12 protein-coding genes are annotated in these 19,345 nt (G+C 32.5%); 1 reads left to right on the forward strand and 11 read right to left on the reverse strand.

The genetic code is table 11. The features are described from left to right. Positions 1-21: 21 nt before the first annotated feature. The 4 genes from B5D16_RS02850 to B5D16_RS02865 all read right to left on the reverse strand — a co-directional run bounded on the left by B5D16_RS02850 (position 22) and on the right by B5D16_RS02865 (position 4,984). Positions 22-1,254, reverse strand: coding sequence for a protein phosphatase 2C domain-containing protein (locus tag B5D16_RS02850; protein WP_078765458.1), 1,233 nt, complete (start codon positions 1,252-1,254; stop codon positions 22-24). Positions 1,255-1,414: 160 nt separating this feature from the next. Further along, positions 1,415-2,191: a VWA domain-containing protein gene (locus B5D16_RS02855; protein ID WP_078765459.1), complete on the reverse strand. Its 777-nt coding sequence runs from the start codon at positions 2,189-2,191 to the stop codon at positions 1,415-1,417. 192 nt (positions 2,192-2,383) lie between these two features. Next, positions 2,384-3,094: a purine-nucleoside phosphorylase gene (gene deoD / locus B5D16_RS02860; RefSeq protein ID WP_078765460.1), complete on the reverse strand. Its 711-nt coding sequence runs from the start codon at positions 3,092-3,094 to the stop codon at positions 2,384-2,386. 57 nt (positions 3,095-3,151) lie between these two features. Beyond that, positions 3,152-4,984 carry a B12-binding domain-containing radical SAM protein gene (locus tag B5D16_RS02865; RefSeq protein ID WP_078765461.1) on the reverse strand — a complete coding sequence of 611 codons (1,833 nt, stop codon included), beginning with the start codon at positions 4,982-4,984 and terminating at the stop codon, positions 3,152-3,154. A 219-nt stretch (positions 4,985-5,203) separates the two neighbouring features. Here B5D16_RS02865 and B5D16_RS02870 point away from each other — a divergent pair, with 219 nt between their 5' ends. Further along, positions 5,204-6,403, forward strand: coding sequence for a DNA/RNA non-specific endonuclease (locus B5D16_RS02870; protein ID WP_242942971.1), 1,200 nt, complete (start codon positions 5,204-5,206; stop codon positions 6,401-6,403). A 40-nt stretch (positions 6,404-6,443) separates the two neighbouring features. Here the strand turns inward: B5D16_RS02870 and B5D16_RS02875 are convergent, their stop codons facing one another. The 7 genes from B5D16_RS02875 to B5D16_RS02905 form a co-directional block, all read right to left on the reverse strand. Beyond that, a complete protein-coding gene (locus B5D16_RS02875; RefSeq protein ID WP_078765462.1) occupies positions 6,444-9,356 on the reverse strand; it encodes a clostripain-related cysteine peptidase in 2,913 nt (970 codons plus the stop codon). An 80-nt stretch (positions 9,357-9,436) separates the two neighbouring features. Beyond that, positions 9,437-10,627, reverse strand: a complete 1,191-nt coding sequence (locus B5D16_RS02880) for a hypothetical protein (protein ID WP_078765463.1) — start codon at positions 10,625-10,627, stop codon at positions 9,437-9,439. 272 nt (positions 10,628-10,899) lie between these two features. Continuing rightward, entirely contained in the window at positions 10,900-12,204 is a 1,305-nt protein-coding gene (locus tag B5D16_RS02885) for a BAR domain-containing protein (protein WP_078765464.1), read from the reverse strand. A gap of 103 nt (positions 12,205-12,307) precedes the next feature. Next, positions 12,308-13,069, reverse strand: coding sequence for an ABC transporter ATP-binding protein (locus B5D16_RS02890; RefSeq protein ID WP_078765465.1), 762 nt, complete (start codon positions 13,067-13,069; stop codon positions 12,308-12,310). 70 nt (positions 13,070-13,139) lie between these two features. Further along, positions 13,140-14,378, reverse strand: coding sequence for a phosphopentomutase (locus B5D16_RS02895; protein WP_078765466.1), 1,239 nt, complete (start codon positions 14,376-14,378; stop codon positions 13,140-13,142). 141 nt (positions 14,379-14,519) lie between these two features. After that, a complete protein-coding gene (locus B5D16_RS02900) occupies positions 14,520-17,963 on the reverse strand; it encodes a carbohydrate binding domain-containing protein (protein ID WP_078765467.1) in 3,444 nt (1,147 codons plus the stop codon). 155 nt (positions 17,964-18,118) lie between these two features. Further along, positions 18,119-19,144, reverse strand: a complete 1,026-nt coding sequence (locus B5D16_RS02905) for a glycoside hydrolase family 5 protein (RefSeq protein ID WP_078765468.1) — start codon at positions 19,142-19,144, stop codon at positions 18,119-18,121. Between the last annotated feature and the right edge of the window lie 201 nt (positions 19,145-19,345).

Raw genomic sequence — 19,345 nt, forward strand, 5'->3', positions numbered from 1 at the left:
TCTCCCACACTATTAAATTAACTAAATTTTAATATTGCATTCGTCTAATAATTCGTTTAAAGATTCTTCCGTGCTAGTACTATTACTATCCTTATAGCGTTTTTCAAAAAATCCCTGTTCAGTAAAATACATAACACCGAAAATAATTAATGCTGTAAGTGCAACAGTTGCGAGAAATTTTATTATACCGATAATGGTTCTCTTCTTGCTGCGCTTCCTGTCTCTCTCATAGCTATAATCATCATCTTCAGCATTTGCAGCACTCTCATCCTGTGGATACATGTGAGGATAAGCCTTTCTGTTCCATGCCTCCTGAAGTTTTTCCCAATCAAGATCTGCATAGTACTCAGGTTCATTATCATCAAGTTCTAAGCTGGTATTGATAATACCTACTACCGTCTTATCATCCTGCTCGTTTTGCATCATTACCACAGGGTAATTGTCCTTCTTTAAATCTTCAATTACTTCTTCCGCTTGATCTGGAATATGCTTTCTGTAAATCTTTAAAAGCCTATCATAAAAATCATCTGAATTGTAATTCTCAGATCCTACCATAAATTCTTCAATGGCTCTCTTTGTTTTCTTTCTTTCGTTCTTTCCACCTGGAACACCATGAGGATCAACGAAGAATGAACCCAAAGGAACATATGCTCTATTTGCATAATTATCCATATCCCTTAGTAAATATGGACAAATCGTAGCTAGCATACCATCCGTAACCATCAAAATTGATACGAGATTTTCATCATAAGTATCAATCATCCAATTTGCGTAACCACTTCTAAGTGGAAGAACGGTAAATCCGTCCGCGCCTTTAAGTGGTCTTGTTATCTCCACAAAATTACCATATTCATTTAGGCCGATAATGGCCCCATCTCCCGAATGACCATATACAATCCTACTTCCATCATATATAACCACTGATAATGTAGTATCAAAGCTTTCTATGGGTCTTCTACTACTCTCTGACTCTTCTACGATTTTCTTGAATGCATAATTAAATGCCGTTCTCATCATTGACTTGATACTTATAGGATCGTTATCAACCGGCATATATTCCTTGCAGAATTGCACTACTGTCTCAACTGCAATTCTCGAACCAATCGCCGAATTATCAGCACTTCCGACGCCGTCAGCGATGGCTGCAATGATTCTCCCATCATCCATTCTTAAAATTCGATGTGAGTCTTGACATTCAACACCACTCTTCTGGTGCGATTTTCCCTTCAAGCTTACACCGTAACTAAAAATCATACCTATCTCTCCGTAATTAACCTCTATTCGTAATTAAACCGTGTATGTATTCTTACTATCTGTACTAAAATTACACAAATATCTAATTATCCATTAAAACACAAACATGCTTATGTAAGTTTACATAACATAAACTTACATAAGCATAATTTAATTCATTCTACCATTCAGTTGATAATGCTTTTGCACCTTTTGGTAAGCCACCAGCTTCTGGTTCGTCACCAACACGGCTAACTGAAATTGCAACCATACTTTCACTTAACCAATTAAAGATGCCTTCAAAGTTAGCTTCATCAAGAGAAATACATCTATTTGTAAGTGACTTAAGTACATCTTCACTGTAATCGCCAACGCCTACAGCCCAGAACTTAAGTTTTCCATGTCTGCCCTTGCTTTCTTCCTCTCTGATTCTATCTCTTGCAACAGAGATATCATCAGTAGGCTCGCCATCAGTAATCATAAAGATCCAAGGCTTGAAACAAGGTGTACCCATACTTGCATAAAATCTATTTCTTTCTTTAACTTTATCAATTGCTAAGTTGATACCAGCACCCATTGATGTCTCACCTGTTGGAACAAGTCTAACTGGCTTCATCTGTGATAATGGAGTAAACTCCTGAACTACTCTTGCGCCTTCATTAAATTCAATAATAGCAATATCAATTCTCTTCTGAGCAAGTTCATCCAAAGCTGTCTGCTTCTGGAACATGTTAATAGCTTTATTTAAACTGTCCATTGCCTTTCCGTTCATTGAATATGAAGAGTCAAGTAATAAAACGCATGCCATATGGGGTTCACCAGGTGCGCTTACAGCCTGAGCCTTGCTACTTGGAGTCTCCTCTTCTGGCTTTTCTACTTCCTCTCCTAAAGTCTGTCCGCACTCTGGGCAGAATTCAGAATCATCTGCAATTTCTTTCCCGCAATACTTACAAATCATTTTACATTACCTCACTTAGTTTTATTTAACGCAAACCATTCCTTCTTTTGCATCATAAACATATTATACCAATTTTAAAGCTTTCATACAATAAAAAATATTGATAAAAAACTAACGCAATATTTATAAAGATTTACTATAAATAAGCCATTTTTATAACCAATCAAGAAACTTGTTTTAAAATATAGTTTCCTATATTTCAAGTGCTGTTTCTAAAGCTAAATTAATCATTTCAGTAAATCCTTGTTCTCTTTCCTTTGCACTCATTTCTTCGTCTCTAAATAAGTGATCAGAAACCGTAAGTATTGAAAGAGCACGTTTATTAGCTTGTGCTGCTAAATAATATAAAGCAGCTGATTCCATCTCTGTACATAGTACTCCCATGCTTCTCCATCTCTCATATGCATTTGTAAATCCATTATAAAAATGATTTGAAGTAAGAACATTACCAACTCTAACATTAATTCCTAATTCCTGCGCCTTATTATATGCCTTATTCAAAAGACCAAAATCAGCAATTGGAGCTAGTATTCCAGGCATTTCATACTGATCTGCAAAATTCGAATCAGTACTACAGCCCTGTGCTAAAATAATGTCCTTAACCTGAACTTCATCTTTAAGTCCACCTGTTGAGCCAACTCTTATAATCACATCAACATCATACATATTAAATAATTCGTATGCATAAATACCAATTGAAGGCATACCCATACCATGTGCCATAACAGAAATTTGCTTACCCTTGTATGTACCTGTATAACCATATACATTTCTTACATCAGTAAACATTTCTGCTCCTTCAAGGAAATTCTCCGCAATAAATTTTGCTCTTAACGGATCTCCCGGCATAATTACAATTTTTGCAATATCTCCTGGATTTGCATTATTATGTGGTGTTGCCATATTTAACCCCTCCTTTAGCGTATATATTATTTAGTAATAGCAATCATTTTCATAATTTTATTTTTTGTAAAACTTAACAGCAGCATTATGACTCAACCTGCTTCGTTTATTATAATTAAATTCAGCAAGTACATACTCTCCATGATGATTCGATTTTTCTTTTTCACCTGTCTCATCATCTATTTCAATATATACTTCTCCTAAACTCATAATAAAGTTATATGTTTCATCACTCATTGACTCTATGTGTGTTGTTTTATCCTTGCTATATATTGACTTACTCTTAAGCCACATAGGTCTACTCTTAGCATTCTCTCTAAGATAATAATCAAACGTAAGAAGTTCGATGAATAAATCATAATCAAATTCAATTGAAACATTTTTATTTATGGAATGAGTTATCATCTTAAAGCTCTTGGATTTTCCATTATGTTTCTCTGCATCATCAATCTTCTTTTCCATAAACTTTATTAATGTAATATATCTATTCTCGCGTTTAAAGCCTATTCCAAAAAGATTCTTCTTTTCATAGTAATCTCCAAGTTCCTTGTAAAAATCAAATTGAGATTTAAAGAACGAAGTTACATATGGTAACGTATACTCGAATTGGTCGCTATTATAATAAACTTCGACCATTTCTTCTATATTCTTTAAAACCATAATTTCATCATAATCAATCCACTTGGTACTAAGAACCTCAAATGGTTGAACATCACTATGTTTTATGTCGTACTCTTCTGTCATTTCTCCCATATAAGAACCTTTTAATACTTTAAGGAATCCCAATTGTAATTGATTAGGTTTCATTTCCATTGCATCGTTAAATGACTTTCTAAAAGATTCAAATCCCTCATATGGAAGTCCAGCTATAAGGTCAAGATGCTGATGAATATTTCCAAGATTTCTAATCTTTAGTAACGTATCTTTTACAGATCCAATATCCATCTTTCTTCTTATAGCTTCTATTGTTTGTATGTTAGTTGACTGTAATCCAATTTCTAACTGAATAAGACCCTCTCTCATGTTCTTGAAGATATCAATATCTTCATCTTCTATTAAGTCCGCAGCAACTTCAAAATGAAAATTCGTTACTCCATTATCATGTTCAGAAATATATCTCCATATTTCCCTTGCATGGATCTTATTACAGTTAAATGTTCTGTCTATAAACTTAACCTGTGGAACTTTTCTTTCCAAGAAACTATCAAGTTCCTTTCTTACAATTTCAAAGCTTCTAAATCTAACAGCCTTATCAATAGAAGACAAACAATAACTACACGAAAACGGACATCCTCTACTAGTTTCATAATAGATTATTCTGTTTTCAAACTTTGAAAGATCCTTATAAACAAAAGGAATATCATCTAAATCAATTCTTTCCGTACCTTTATTCTCTGTTATTCCTCCGTTATCCTTCCTATAGACTATGCCATTTATCTTCTCGTAAGGATCTTTTTTTCTATTTTCACTTGCTAAACCATCTATTCCAAGTTTAACCCATATCTTCATAAGTTTAGCAAATGTTGCCTCACCTTCACCGACCATAATACCTTCTAATTCTTTGTTCTCCTTAAGGTATTTATCAGCTCCGTAAGACGCCTCAGGTCCCCCTAACCATATGAGACTTTCAGGCAATAACTTTTTAAGTTCATGTGTTAACGTAAGAACTTCCTTTATGTTCCAAATGTAACACGAAAAAGCATACACGTCCGCTTTTTGCTTATAAAGTGCCTGAAGTATCAAATCCAGATTATGATTAATTGTATATTCACATACTTCAAGTTCACAATCCACTTGTGGATTATGCTTTTTAAAGTAGGCTTCTAAATCATAAACTGCAAGATTTGAATGAACGTACTTTGCATTCAATGCAACCAAAACAATTTTCATAGTATAACACCTCTCCTAAATATAAATGTGAAATACCCCTATCCCCATCAGTTTCTTTGTAAATTACGTTCTACCAACTTTGTCTTACATTATATCATTTATTATGTAAATATGGTATCATTATTATATAAATTAATAAATTAACAAACTTTTCAAATAGTTTTGGAAACGAAATTTTTAACACTCTAGAAATACACTTTTATCATCCGAGGTGATAATATGAATAATAAAATTTTTAAAAAAATTTCAAATGTATTTGCTGTAATAATGTTAATTATAATTACTACAACTGCATGCGATACAAGTGAATTTACAAATAAAACAACAACTGTAACTCAAGAAGAAACAAGTTCTGCAATCAGCAAGTCAATTCCTGAAACAGAAGATAATAAGTCTCAAAATACTACTAAGTCAGAAGAGCAGACTACTAAGCCTAAAAAAGAAACTGCTAAATCTGAAGAAAAAAACACTAAAACAAAAGAAAAAAATACCGAACAAGACAAGGCCTCAAAAAGTAGTAAGAATAATAAAAAAGCAAATAACAAAAACAAAAAATTCACATATAAGAAAATTCCAAAATATGATAAAAAACCATATGTGGAAATAAATGGAAACATTCCATATTTTAGTGATGATGAACTAACTACTACTGCATTTGAAAAATATAGTGATTTAGATTCCCTTGGAAGATGTCAGGTTGCCTACGCTAATATCTGCAAGGAACTTATGCCTACCAAAGAGCGAGGCGAAATCGGACACATCAAGCCAAGTGGCTGGCACACTGTTAAATACCCAGAGCTTATTGAGGACAGATATCTTTATAATCGATGTCACCTAATTGCTTATAGCCTTGCTGGTGAAAATGATAATGAGAAAAATTTAATCACTGGAACACGTTCCATGAACTGTGATGGTATGGAGCCATTTGAACTTAAAGTTTTAGATTATGTTAGAAATTCAAAAGAAGATGTTCATGTTCTTTATAGAGTAACGCCTATATATAAGAAATCTGAATTAGTTGCTCGTGGAGTTTTAATAGAGGCCATGTCTGTTGAAGATAATGGCGATAAAATCAAGTTCTGTGTATTTGTTTATAATGTTCAAAAATACATAACTATTGATTATGCAACTGGCGAATCCAAAGCTAATAAGGAAGGTCAAAGAATCATTGCTCAGAAAGAATCTGAGGCAAATCAAGCAAATAGAAATAACAACTCTTCAACCGACAATCAGGCTGTAGATAGGAGCAATAATTCAAGCAAACATCATTATGTCCTTAATACTAATACATATAAATTCCACGAGGAATACTGTAGAAGCGTTAGACAAATGAGTGACCGAAACAAACTTGAATACTATGGAACTAGAGAAGAAGTTATAAGTATGGGTTATGATCCATGTCAGAATTGTAATCCATAAGCAAATAAGGAGCGGCCTTTACGACCGCTCCTTATTATACCTATTTTTTTATTTTAATCTTTTCAACTTCACTCCAGTCACCATATACCTTGTTACCACTTGGATCAAAAGTATATGCTCTAACCTTTACAAAGTATGTTTTATTTTTCTTAAGTTTCTTAATTTTTAGAGATGCCTTATTAACATTCTTAATTGTCTTAACCTTCTTAGCCTTTGTAAACTTCTTGTTACGAGCAATACAAACTTCGTATCCACTAGCATCCTTAATCTTCTTCCACTTAACTGTAAGAGCTTTCTTCTTTTTATTCTTAACTGACTTAATCTTAACCTGTTTTGGTACTTTAACTACAACTGTCTTACCCTCAACTGTCTTTACTTCAACTTTTTTAACTTCAACAGTTTTAACCTCAACTGTCTTTACTTCAACAGTCTTAATTACCTCTTTAGCCTCTTCCTTCTTAGCCTCAACAATATCAAATTCAATGACTCTATCCGGAATATTTGCATATACACCAAGGCCTCTAACAGTTGCTGTTGCTCTACCAATTCCAATGTTATTTTTGTAGATTACTTCATAATCAACGTCTTTTTCAAGATTACTTTCAACACCTTCAAAAATGATTTCAGGTTCAATTGCGTAACCTGAAAGTTCATATTCTTTTTCTGCTATAGACACATTTGCGTTTTCAAAGTCTCTATACTTATTAAAATCGATACAAACATATTCATATTCCATATCTTCAAAATCAATGTCATATGAAAAGACTGCACTGGCATTATATACTACCGTTCCAACATATGATACATTTTTTCCATCATCTACGACTCTTGACACTGGTAATATACAACCATGTCTATTGCCATCTCGTTCTACTAAGTCTGATTCCTTAACTGTAAATTTGTGTTCAATAAATTGTTCTGAAGCAAAAAACAATTTTTTTCTATCAAGTGAATCAAATAATTCTGATTTAAATGTAATTACATCATTCTCTTTGAAATCACTACACAATACAGTAAAATCATCACTAAAGAATTGATAAAATGTACATTTCTGTTCTTCCTCATTCCATCTAAAATAGAAATTTCCACTCTTTCCATTCAACGTTCCCGTAACTACATACGAATTATCATCACTTTTATAATCTATTACTACTTCAGTTGCAAAAGGCTCATCATTAATTTCAAAATGATAATCCATAGATTCATAAGTCGAGTAAAATTCATCATCTACGATTTTTCCATTATCATGTGGGAAACCATTATGATAGTATTTACCATCCTTATAAAGGTATCTCTTAACCCAAAACGCACCATATCCCTTTTCATCTAATGGACATACAGTTGTAAACTCTTCATTTTCAAAATCAATTTCAATTTCCATTCTAGCCATTTCTTTTACATATGAATCATTTTCTAAAGCAATGAAATATGTAAATAATGAATAGTTATCATTTAATGAATACTCAGGATATTCTTCAGTTGTAAAGAATGCAAGTTCACTAGTGGTTTTAGCATGATCTGGATAGAATAATGACATTACACCAAAACCTTCATAATCAGTAAATCTACGACCACTAAATTCTTCAATAATATTACTATTAACTCTTTCTTTAAATTCTTTTGCACTTTCTATTTCCCTAGTATATAACTCTACAACATATTTAGCGAACCCATCATTATCATCAACATCTTTGGTATAATGCTCTATTCTACTTTCTGCATTAGCAATTACAGCATCAACAAAACTATCAAGGCCTGTAATATTATAATCTTTAAATACTTCTGAATTCTCTAATAATTTTTTTAGATTTTCAGTTCCTTCTCTGTCAGCATATAATTTAACAAGACAATCAGATAACTCAGCAAATGGTACATATGTCTTAGCGAACTCATCTAAATCCAAAGCACACAAAAATGAATTATAGACTTCTAAATTAATTCTTTGAATAATGCCATCTTCTTTCATCTTATCATATACACCGCCAAAATCGTAAAAATTCTTAAATGCTTTTACGATAGATTGTGAAAGTTCTAATCCATTATAATTTATATTGTCAAGATTCTTACCCAAATCTTCAATAAACGGTGTATAATACCATCCATATCCTAGTTCAGCTGTTAATGAACCAACACCATAATATGCATATTCTGCTAATCTACACCATGTTTCATAATTAGACATAAGACATGCATCAAATCCGATAATTTCAAATCTATTGTCTTCTACCTGTGCATTATCAAGTGCAGATAATAATTCTTTTAAAGTGAGTGAATCTAAACCTCTAAGTTTTTCATCCAAACATACACCATTTGTAATACCACCACCATGATTCCATAAATCAAGCATTCTGTATTTAGCTGGATAATCATTATCCATATCCTCAATAAACGATTCAAGATATTTTGAATTGCCCATACTTACTGTATTTTCATCTACATGAATTTCTTCTTTTTTACCAACTTCAGGATATTTTGCAACATCCTTAACTAATTCAATAGTTGGAACTGTGTTCTTTTCACCCTCGTCTGTCGTATATTCATGTTCAAAATTAACCTTATATTCCTGAATCCTATTTCCATCAATTTCCTCTGGAATAATCTGATCAATTTCGTTCTTACTGAAGCCTTCTTTTTCGAGCTTATCACCATACAACGCCTTAAAATGCCACGATGAACTACCGCCTGTCTGAATAAGTATGTTTACTCGTTCTGAAAAATGCTCTGGTACATCAGCCTCAAGTATTTCGATAAGATCTCTCGTTGCGCTACCACCTTCACTTTCAAGATTCGAACCGCATAAATAAAGACCCATCGTCCAATCTGATTCTACAACCTCCTTAATTTTTGGTTGGTTTTCTTCTGCGAAAACCGGAGTTCCCATCGGAACCATTGCTGTAGCCACTAGCATTACAGCCGTTGTCAAGCTAATCGCTTTTTTCTTGATATTAAACATTTTATGCTCCTTTTTTTAATCCCTTCATGACTTTTTCAAGTGCTATAATACAATAAATATTTAACAATTTCCATATTTTCTTACACAATTTTTTTAAGAAAAGAGAATGTAGCATATTTATTCATTCCTAATATAATACCTTCTATTACTGGTAAAATTCCAAGCCAAAATCCATAAGCTAACCATGAATGAATTTCATTAGTCAAGAATATGGCTAGTAAAAAAGGAATTGCACCATATAAAAATCCTTTAAAAAATGATGAATATTCATTTCCAAATAACTTAGGAATTAACTTAGTGCATAATCCCCAGAATATTCCAAATATTACAAGTTGAACTATAAGTAAAATTCTTACACTCTCCTGTGCTTTTGCACCAATTGGATATGTATAATTTTTTCTTTTTTCAATCTGATCTTCAAATTTAATGATTTTTATTTTATCTATATCCACATGATATTCTTCACCTGAATCTTCAAAAACACCTTCGTTAGCTGCATAATCACCATAAGACTTATTATTTATTGCTGATAAAACTGCTCTTTTTATACGACTACTAATTCGTCTTTCATTCTTAGAAGTTTTCTTTGTAGCACTTTTAAGATAATCTCTTATTTCACTAGTTCTTGTTTTGGCAAGATCTAAATAATCATTTGCTGATTTAATACTATTAATATCATCAAGTTCTATGAATTCAGTATCCGGATCTTGCTTACTTTCATAATCAAGAAATCTTGGATACGCTAAATCATAACTTCTATCTGTCATTTCATAATAATCGCTATAAATAAACAAACCATTTCCTACAGCATTCCAAAAATTATCTTCTGTATCATCCATTACTCGTTTTGTCATTGCATCTTCAGAATAATTAACATATACATAAAAATTCTTATTATTCTCATCCACGTATCTAATCCAAATATCTGCCCCTCTCATAGTATAAAAATTAAATAAATGTTCAACTTTTGCATCCACAAGCTTTAGGGCAGATTTCTTCATTCTCTCAAAGTTTTTCTTGGTCATTTCTCCATCGCCATCATCGTTTCTACCATATCCAATACCATATATTTCATCGATTGTGCATTCTTTATCTGTAATACGGCTATCAACCAGAGCAACTACCTTCTTAAAAATATCCACGCTTTCATCTTTTTCCTTCTGTTCTATACGTGGACTAGACACACCATTAACAATCGCATACCTAACGACTACAAACAATAAAAACACAATTAAAATCGATCTAATTATCCAATTTAACTTTTTTTCCATAGTACATATCCCATCCCATCAAAAATACATCATTATAAATTTTCTACTATCTATAATACTTTATAAATCTCTTTCATACTATATTAACAACTATAATTTAAAAACGTTACAAAAATTTTTAAAGGAGCAGTCAAACAACTGCTCCTCCTTATGAAAAAAGAAAAAAGAAAAATAAAAAACTTTTTAATTGTAATGAGCTTTTTATGTGAATAAATGATAAATACGCCCCCTTATCATTTATCCCTTACACTATATATACACATAAAGAAATATTAGTGTGACATTTTTTTCTTTTTTCCAGCGATTCCCAATAAAATTCCTTTAATCATTGGTACAATACCTAATAAAAATGAATACTCAAGATATAAATGCGGTCTATCATATTGTAATATAGCAACAAAAAATAATATTCCCCCATATAGCATTCCTTCTCCAAAAGAAGTCTTTTCATAACCAAAAATTTTAGGTACCATTTTTGAAAGTAGTCCACATATAACTCCCACTACTATAATTTGAAAGAAATCAAATAAAAACATAATATCAACTTCTCTTTCAGGATTTAATAATACGACAATATTTCTGTCTTTCTCCTGTTCTACTCCATCGTCCTTTTGAGACGATGAATCATCAATAAAACCTGCATAGTAAGCCTCTTCATTCGGTGCATATTTACTATGGTCTTCATTATATAGTTTAAATACCAATCTCTTTATTTTAGTTCCTATCTTCTTTTCATTCCTAGCAGATTTCTTTAATAATCTCTCTTCATACTCCCTTATTTTTTCATACCTATCTTTTGCATACTTTATATAATCATTATCAATACAAACATCATCTAAGCTTTCTCTTGTAATTATCAAGTTTTCTTCATTACGATCAGTAAGTTCATAATAGCAATTACTTATCTTATCATTTTCATTTTTCATTCTATTAATTTCCCCAAAATAACTCTTATCGAAATGATTTTCCTTAAACTCATCATAATTCTTAGCTCCCTCATACTCCTCTTCTATACCTAAAAACTCGTCATCATAATCACTATACACCACAAGGCTTTCATACCAACTCGGATCAAAAATCTCTCTCAATATAACATCATCATATTCCTCTGAAAGAACTATATTCCTAGTCTTCAATCGTTCTGTTACCCAATCAATATCATCCAAAAAAACTTCACTATAAGTAAAACAAATAAAATAATTATGATTTTTATCATCCATATATCTCATATATATCCTTTGTGCTGCACGCGTCGATAAACCTTTACTTATAGAATCAACATATGCATCCATAAATTTAACCCCTTGGCTTTTTTTCATATAGTCAAAAGTTGTATAAGTTCTTTCGTAATATCCATGGTTTTCAAGGTACTTAAAATAAGGATATATATCATAGCTATCATCCATAATTTTGCTATCAACATATGCCACAAGATTTCTAAAAATCTCAGCCGTTTTTTTATTCTCTAATACTTCTGTTTTTTCTCCCATATCATTTGCTATAGGCTGAATAATTACCACCAAAACACTAATGACCACTATTAATAGACTTAACCTTTTTATTATAACTTCAAACATACGTCCCCCCTATATTTTTTAATCTTTCATTATATATTTTCATAACTTAAAAAAAGGTTCAAAAATTTTTTAAAGCAGCTGTCTAAACAACTGCTTTAATATCTTACCACTCTAAAGATGTCAACCATGCATTAAGTTGTGTTTCACGGCTTTTTTCATCTTCTTTTTTATACGGTGGAAGTGATAATTCTCCAACTATATTTCCATCCTCTAAATATATAACTCGGTTAGCTCTAAGCGCTGCCTTCATATCATGAGTTACCATTAATATACTCTGTCCATTTTCATTCAAATTCGTAAGTAAATCTAAAACCTCTTTTGTATTTTTTCTGTTAAGGGCCCCTGTTGGTTCATCAGCAAATAACAACTTTGGTTCATTAATAACCGCTCTTGCTATTGCACATCTTTGTTGTTCACCACCAGAAACCTGTTTTGGCAAATGTGTTTTTACTTTTGTAAGGCCAACCTTATCAAGTAATCCACTAGCCTTTTCATCAACTTGTTTTGAAGTTTTCTCCTTGTTTAAATAACCTGGAACAGCAACATTCTCAAACAATGTTAGATTACTAACCAAATACATTTGCTGGAATATAAATCCAAAATCCTCATGTCTTATAGTAGCCAACTTCTTTTCATTCATCTTAACAACATTCTCATCTTTATAAATAACCTCGCCAGATGTTGCCCTATCCATACCGCTTAACGAATAAAGTAGCGTGGACTTTCCTGAACCAGACTGCCCCATGATAACTGTAAAATCGCCTTCATATAAGTCTAAATTTACTTGCGTTAAAATATGTAACTGCCCACCGTTATGTGCAAAACTTTTGCATAAGTTCCTTGCTGATAAAACTGTTTTTTTCATTTAAACAACTTCCTTTCTTTCCCTTATGCACTAATAATACAACAAAAGATATTAAGAAGTTCTTAATTAATTAAAAAGTATATAAATCCATAAAATGACTTTCACCAATCTTTGTACTTCCAGGAATTCCCAAAAGTTCACCAACTGTTGCACCTGCATCAGCAAATGTTGGAAGCGTACCTAGATTATGACCCTGATAAATCTTCTTTCCATAAATCAAAAATGGAACATACTCTCTCGTATGATCTGTTCCCTTAAATGTCGGATCACATCCATGATCTGCTGTAATAACTAAAATATCATCTGATTTCTTATCGCCTATTCTTCCCATCTTCTTCATAAGTTCGCCAAGTCTTACATCAAACTCTTCAAGACCTCTTGCATAACCTACAACATCTCTTCTATGGCCCCATGTAGAATCAAACTCAACAAGATTTGTAAAAATCAAACCACTCTCAACAATATCAAGCGCCTCAAGAGTTTTTACCATACCATCATCATTACTTACAGTATGTACGGCATCGGAAATTCCAACTCCAGCAAATATGTCCTCAATCTTACCAACTGCATAAACACTTTGCTTTTTACGAAGAATTCTACCTTCTTCCTGTTTCATGTACTCACTCTTCATAATCTCTGTAAGTAAATTCTCAGGATCAGGTTTTAATGAAAAATCTCTTCTATTAGGTGTTCTAACATAACCCTTTATAATATCCTTAACGAAAGGTCTAGCTATAACCCTTGCGACTCCATGTTCACCAACAAGTATTTCTCTTGCTGCTTCACACATCTCATATAACTGTTCAACACTATAAACAGATTCATCGCAAGCAATCTGAAAAACACTATCCGCACTTGTATAAATAATAGGCTTTCCGCTCAACCTATGTTCATCTCCAAATTGCTTAATAACTTCCGTTCCAGATGCAACACTATTACAAAGAACTCCAGGTACACCTGTCTTTGTAACAAATGCTTTAATAACCTCTTCCGGGAATCCATTCGGATAAGTTGGAAATGGAGTTTTAGTATGAATTCCAATCATCTCCCAATGTCCAGTTGTAGTATCCTTACCAGCACTAATTTCTGTTAATCTACCAAAAGAAGCAAGTGGTTTTTCAACGGGGTCAATCCCCATCATACCATCTATATTTCCAAGACCTAAACTCTTTAAATTTGGAATTTTTAAACTTGGAAATTTCTCCATAATATGTCCTAGTGTATTGCACCCTATATCGCCAAAATCTCCCGCATCAGGTGCTTCTCCCATACCTACACTATCTAAAACAATCCATATAACTCTACTCATAGTAAAACCTCCCTACTAGCAATAAGATATCTTGCCCCAAATACCCTCACTAATTCGTTTATTATGACTATAATTATACCACAAAAAAGGCGGAAGATAAACTTCCGCCCATTTAGGAAAGGATCAAACCTTAGAAAATTGCTATTTTTTAATAATCGAAAAATCTGATAATGCAATAATTCCTGCTGGAGTATCTACATCAGCGATTTTTCCCATTGATACATAGAAGAAAGCTGTTGGATCATCACCATCCATAGTGAATGTAAATGTTACAGTCTGTTCTTCATTAGCATTACATGTTACGTCGCTTCCACCATACCACTTGTATGCAGCACTCATAACACCTGTTTTTATAACTCTGTCAACGCTTGACTTAATCTTAAAACTTACTTCATATGTATTGCCAGCCTTAAGCGATAAATCATTCTGCTTAAGCTGTACATGCCAATCTTCATTACCTACATTTGTAATATCATAAGTAATAGTACCATCATCATATGACTTTGTAGCTTCAGCTGTTGCGCCATCACTACCCCAGTTAGCAATTGTATCTACCCAACCATCCATTGGATTTTCACCAGCAAATGTTGGATTTACTAAGAAGTTTACTCCTGCTTCAACATCTTCAGTTTCAACTGCTTCTGTTTCAACCAAACTAATATCATCAATAAATATTCTATGTAAATCAGTAATTCTTGTGCTATTTACAGCGCCCATTGAAATACTAAGTCTTGATGTACTGTCTGTTTCACCAGTCATCTTGAAAACAACTTCATAATCCTGCCATTCATTCTGACCATCAAGATGCATTATCTTGTTTGAATCTCCGTTATAACAAGCCCAATTGCTATCTTCACAACCATCAAGTGCTACTGAAATATCTCTTTCAAGATTTGACTTAGCTTTTAATGTAAATTTATACCACTTATCTTTTTCAAGTGTGATACCTTCCTGCATAAGCTGAATATTCCAATCTTCTGCACCTGTATCATAAATATCAATTGAATATGCATGATCTTCTTTCTGGTTATCAACTACTGCTGCACAATTTGATTCACCATAAAAACCTTCATTAAATCCTGATTTTTCAGCATTAAATGAACCGTTCTTAATCATAGCATCTTCATTAACTGTAATGTTATCAATATAATATGTACCTGGAGCTGTAATAACAATATATAAATCCTTATTGCTTCCATCTCCGCCATCTTTTTCTAAATATTCAAATTTATATTCATATGTTGATAATTCAGATTTTAATTCACCACCATATGACTTACCATCAAGATTAATTTCTAATGATGTATCACCCTCAGTTGCATTTTCCTTATAAGCATCAAAACTTAATCTATACTTACCTTCTGTAAGTGGAAGTCCACTCTGCTTAATAATGAAAGGATTTTCTTCACTTATTCCTTCAGGAGCAACAACCTTAAGTTCTCTTACATTATTAACATTAGTTACTGATACAGCATCACTTTCTTCATCTGAGATTTCCCAGTATTTAAGTCTTCCTGTACCTTCTTCAAACTTACCATTGTAAACATAGTTACCATCAGGTCTAACTTCCTTAATCTTGCTATCATCAATAATTTCACCACCAGTAATCTTAAGTTTAACATTGCTAATTGTTACAGGAGCTGTACTACCCTGAGCACCAAGATTAAATTCAAGACAACCATTAGCATCAAACTTATCATTCATTGTAAATTTATGCTTATATGTTTTTTTATTCCTTGTAAGTTCAACTGTTGTATCATTAAAATATCTCTTCCAGTTTCTATCTGGACCTTCAATGTCAACAATCATTGTTCTATCATTTGCTGCGTATGCATCATATGTTAATGTATATTCAGCACCATGATATAAAGGAATATGTGGCTGCTTTAACTGAACTGCGTATGTAACTTCCCCTTCTGCACTAGGGTAAATCTTAATTGTATTATTCTTTATATCATATGTTGATTTGCTTGTATCTGCTTCTAAATGAAGTTCAAAATCAGTATCAGCATTAATATCCTTAGCAAATGAACCATTTACCACATAGTTACCTTCTTCGTCTGGTTCTCTAATAATAACTTCCTTTTCAGGCTTAGTTACATTAGCTTCTTTCTCAGCATAGTAAGCTGCATCTTTCTGATAAATCTTAACGTTATCTATTTCAAAATCATTATTCTCAAATGGTGTTTTGTCATCTGGATAACCTACCCATGAACCACCAATTGCAAGGTTTAAAATAACATAGAAATCCTGATCAAAAGGTGCAGGGAATGTAAGTTCATCCGAACCTTCTGCTGCTGTAAACCAATCTGTAACTTCATGATACTTAACACCGTCAACATACCATGTAATATGATCTGGTTCCCATTCTACTGAGAACTTATGAAATTCTTCTGCAAAGTCCTTTTCACCTGCAGCAGTAACATATGTATTCTGCTGTTCAGCATGTGGTTCACCATAGTGAAGTGTACCGTATAACTTACTTGTATCCTGACCCATAACTTCCATACAGTCGATTTCACCACATTTTGGCCATTGACCATATAAGTTTTCATCTGTTGGCATCATCCAGAATGCTGGAAGATAACCCTTACCTGTTGGAACTTTTAAAGTTGCTTCAAACATACCATATTTGAAATCATGTTTTCCCTGAGTATTAACACGACCTGAAGTATATGTTGTTTTAGCATTTTCACCTTCACCTACAGTTTTCTTAACTGGCACAAGATGAAGAACACCATCTTTAACGTAAATGTTTTCTTCACTATCAACATATTCCTGCCACTCACTGTTAACCCAACCAGGTTCATGGAGTTCTACATTCCAATCATTTCTGTTTAATTCTTTACCATTGAACTCATCTTCCCACTTAAGTTCATAACCTTTGTAAGAAAGTTGGCTTTCATCAGACTTTTTATCATCCGTTTTCCCATTATTTTTTGAATCGTCTGACTTATTCTCAACTACAATAACTAAAGCCTCTGCCTTTTTACCATGTCCATCCATGGCTGTAGCAGTTACCTTTGCCTCACCTTTCCCAATTAAGGTGATGTTACCTTTATTATCAACAGTAACAATCTTTTTATCACTACTTGAGAATTTAACTTTCTTAACGCTTGCTTTCTTAGGTGTAACAGTTGCCTGAACCTTAAGTTTTTCTCCCACCTTACCAGAAAGTATTGTCTTATCAAGGACTACTTTCTTAACAGGTGTACCAACTACAATCTTTAATGTAACTTTCTTCTTTTTGTTAGCCACACTAGTAATTGTAATCTTTGCCTTACCATTCTTAAGAGCTTTAATTTTTCCTTTCTTGCTAACCTTAACAACCTTTGGAGCAGATGATTTAAACTTAACCTTCTTGCTCACTTTTCCACTAGTCTTAACTTTAACCTTTAGTTTAAATGTTTTACCCTTTTTCAAAACTAAAGTTTTGCCCTTAACATTTTTTACTGTCACGGACACTACTGCCTTACTCTTCTTAGCAGCCGCATAAATATTATCAGCAGGAACCATGTTAAGAATCATAGCTGCTGAAAGAGCAAGGGCACTGAATCTTTTTCCGTTCTTTTTCATAAGATTCATAGTACTCTCCTTTCGTTTATGTAAATATATGAAAACTAACACTTCCAAAGTGCCAGGGAGTGCAACCCACTTTGCACTCCCCCACACTCATACAGGAGGCGTTAAATTGTCATTCCGTACTATCCCATTATCCGAACTAACCCATTATTTTTTGACTAGATTTCGTTGTTAATTCTAGCAATAAGTCTGTTTCTAATTGGATCATAATGTCTATCAACAAGACCAAAATCCTTTTCTTTATATGTCCAGATTGCATATCCAATATCGTATTTTTCAAACACTGTAAACACATCATCAAACCATCTTAATGTATCTTCAACTGGTGCCTGATCAATTACTCCAAATTCACCGCAATACAATCTGACATTTCTTTCCTTTCCTACCTTGATTGCTTCTAAAACAAAATCTTCAATAAACTCAATTCCGAAGTATTCGTATTTGCTGCCAGAAACAGCAAGTCCCTGATTACCTAAAATTGCAGATTTTTCAATGTACTCTTCCTTATCTCCTGGATAAGAAATCTCCCAATTAGGATCCATTGTTTCTACCCAATATGCTTTCTGATGTGTAAATAACAATGGCTCATAAAAATGGAAAGTAAATATAATCTTATCATCAGCTGGTGGATCTAAAAGTTTTAATGTAGAAGCACTATTCCATAAAATACCACCATAAATGATATAACTATCAACAGTATTATTTCTAATAGTCTTAACTGCCTGCATGATTAGCTTATTCCAAGCATCTGCATTCTTATCTTCAACAACTTCATTTAAAAGTTCAAATGCTACATTATCATATTTTGAAAATCTCTTTGAAATCTCATTCCAAATATTTAAATATCTTTCCTGTAGCAAATCACTTGTAAATAAGTTATTTTTACTATCATTATTAGCATCATTAAAATCATATCCCTGAACCTTATGAAGATCTAAAATAATATCTAAACCTTCTTCTCTTGTCCATCCTATGATTTCTTCTATTCTTTCATATCCTTCTTCAATCACATTTCCATTAGAATACTCTATAACTTCACTATCAATAGGTAGTCTTACATGATCAAAGCCATAACCTTTAATTCTTTCAATATCTTCTTTAACTATAAAAGAATCATAATGCTCCTTTGTATGTACGCACTGTGATAAGAAACCGCCTAAGTTTATACCCTTCTTTAACTCCATAATCTTCTCCTTTTTAAATAAAAATTTTTCTTTTTTCTTTTTTCTTTGTTCTTTTTAATGAAACTTCTTTCCTAATTGTTTGGTCTTTACTCTTTAATTACAAATTCATTATAATTACATAAAAAATATATTTATATCATTTTCATATCTTTTTTTACGTTTTTATGATACAATATTTTTATAAAAATAGTTTCCAAATTT

The sequence above is a fragment of the Eubacterium uniforme genome (assembly GCF_900167115.1).
GTDB classification, from domain to species: domain Bacteria; phylum Bacillota; class Clostridia; order Lachnospirales; family Lachnospiraceae; genus Eubacterium_S; species Eubacterium_S uniforme.

Excerpts from the sequence above, each read along its gene's own strand:
- B5D16_RS02880 (WP_078765463.1), bottom strand. The coding sequence starts at position 10,627 with ATGGAAAAAAAGTTAAATTGGATAATTAGATCGATTTTAATTGTGTTT.
- B5D16_RS02885 (WP_078765464.1), bottom strand. The coding sequence starts at position 12,204 with ATGTTTGAAGTTATAATAAAAAGGTTAAGTCTATTAATAGTGGTCATT.
- B5D16_RS02870 (WP_242942971.1), top strand. The coding sequence starts at position 5,204 with ATGAATAATAAAATTTTTAAAAAAATTTCAAATGTATTTGCTGTAATA.
- deoD (WP_078765460.1), bottom strand. The coding sequence starts at position 3,094 with ATGGCAACACCACATAATAATGCAAATCCAGGAGATATTGCAAAAATT.
- B5D16_RS02895 (WP_078765466.1), bottom strand. The coding sequence starts at position 14,378 with ATGAGTAGAGTTATATGGATTGTTTTAGATAGTGTAGGTATGGGAGAA.
- B5D16_RS02905 (WP_078765468.1), bottom strand. The coding sequence starts at position 19,144 with ATGGAGTTAAAGAAGGGTATAAACTTAGGCGGTTTCTTATCACAGTGC.
- B5D16_RS02865 (WP_078765461.1), bottom strand. The coding sequence starts at position 4,984 with ATGAAAATTGTTTTGGTTGCATTGAATGCAAAGTACGTTCATTCAAAT.
- B5D16_RS02875 (WP_078765462.1), bottom strand. The coding sequence starts at position 9,356 with ATGTTTAATATCAAGAAAAAAGCGATTAGCTTGACAACGGCTGTAATG.
- B5D16_RS02900 (WP_078765467.1), bottom strand. The coding sequence starts at position 17,963 with ATGAATCTTATGAAAAAGAACGGAAAAAGATTCAGTGCCCTTGCTCTT.
- B5D16_RS02855 (WP_078765459.1), bottom strand. The coding sequence starts at position 2,191 with ATGATTTGTAAGTATTGCGGGAAAGAAATTGCAGATGATTCTGAATTC.
- B5D16_RS02890 (WP_078765465.1), bottom strand. The coding sequence starts at position 13,069 with ATGAAAAAAACAGTTTTATCAGCAAGGAACTTATGCAAAAGTTTTGCA.
- B5D16_RS02850 (WP_078765458.1), bottom strand. The coding sequence starts at position 1,254 with ATGATTTTTAGTTACGGTGTAAGCTTGAAGGGAAAATCGCACCAGAAG.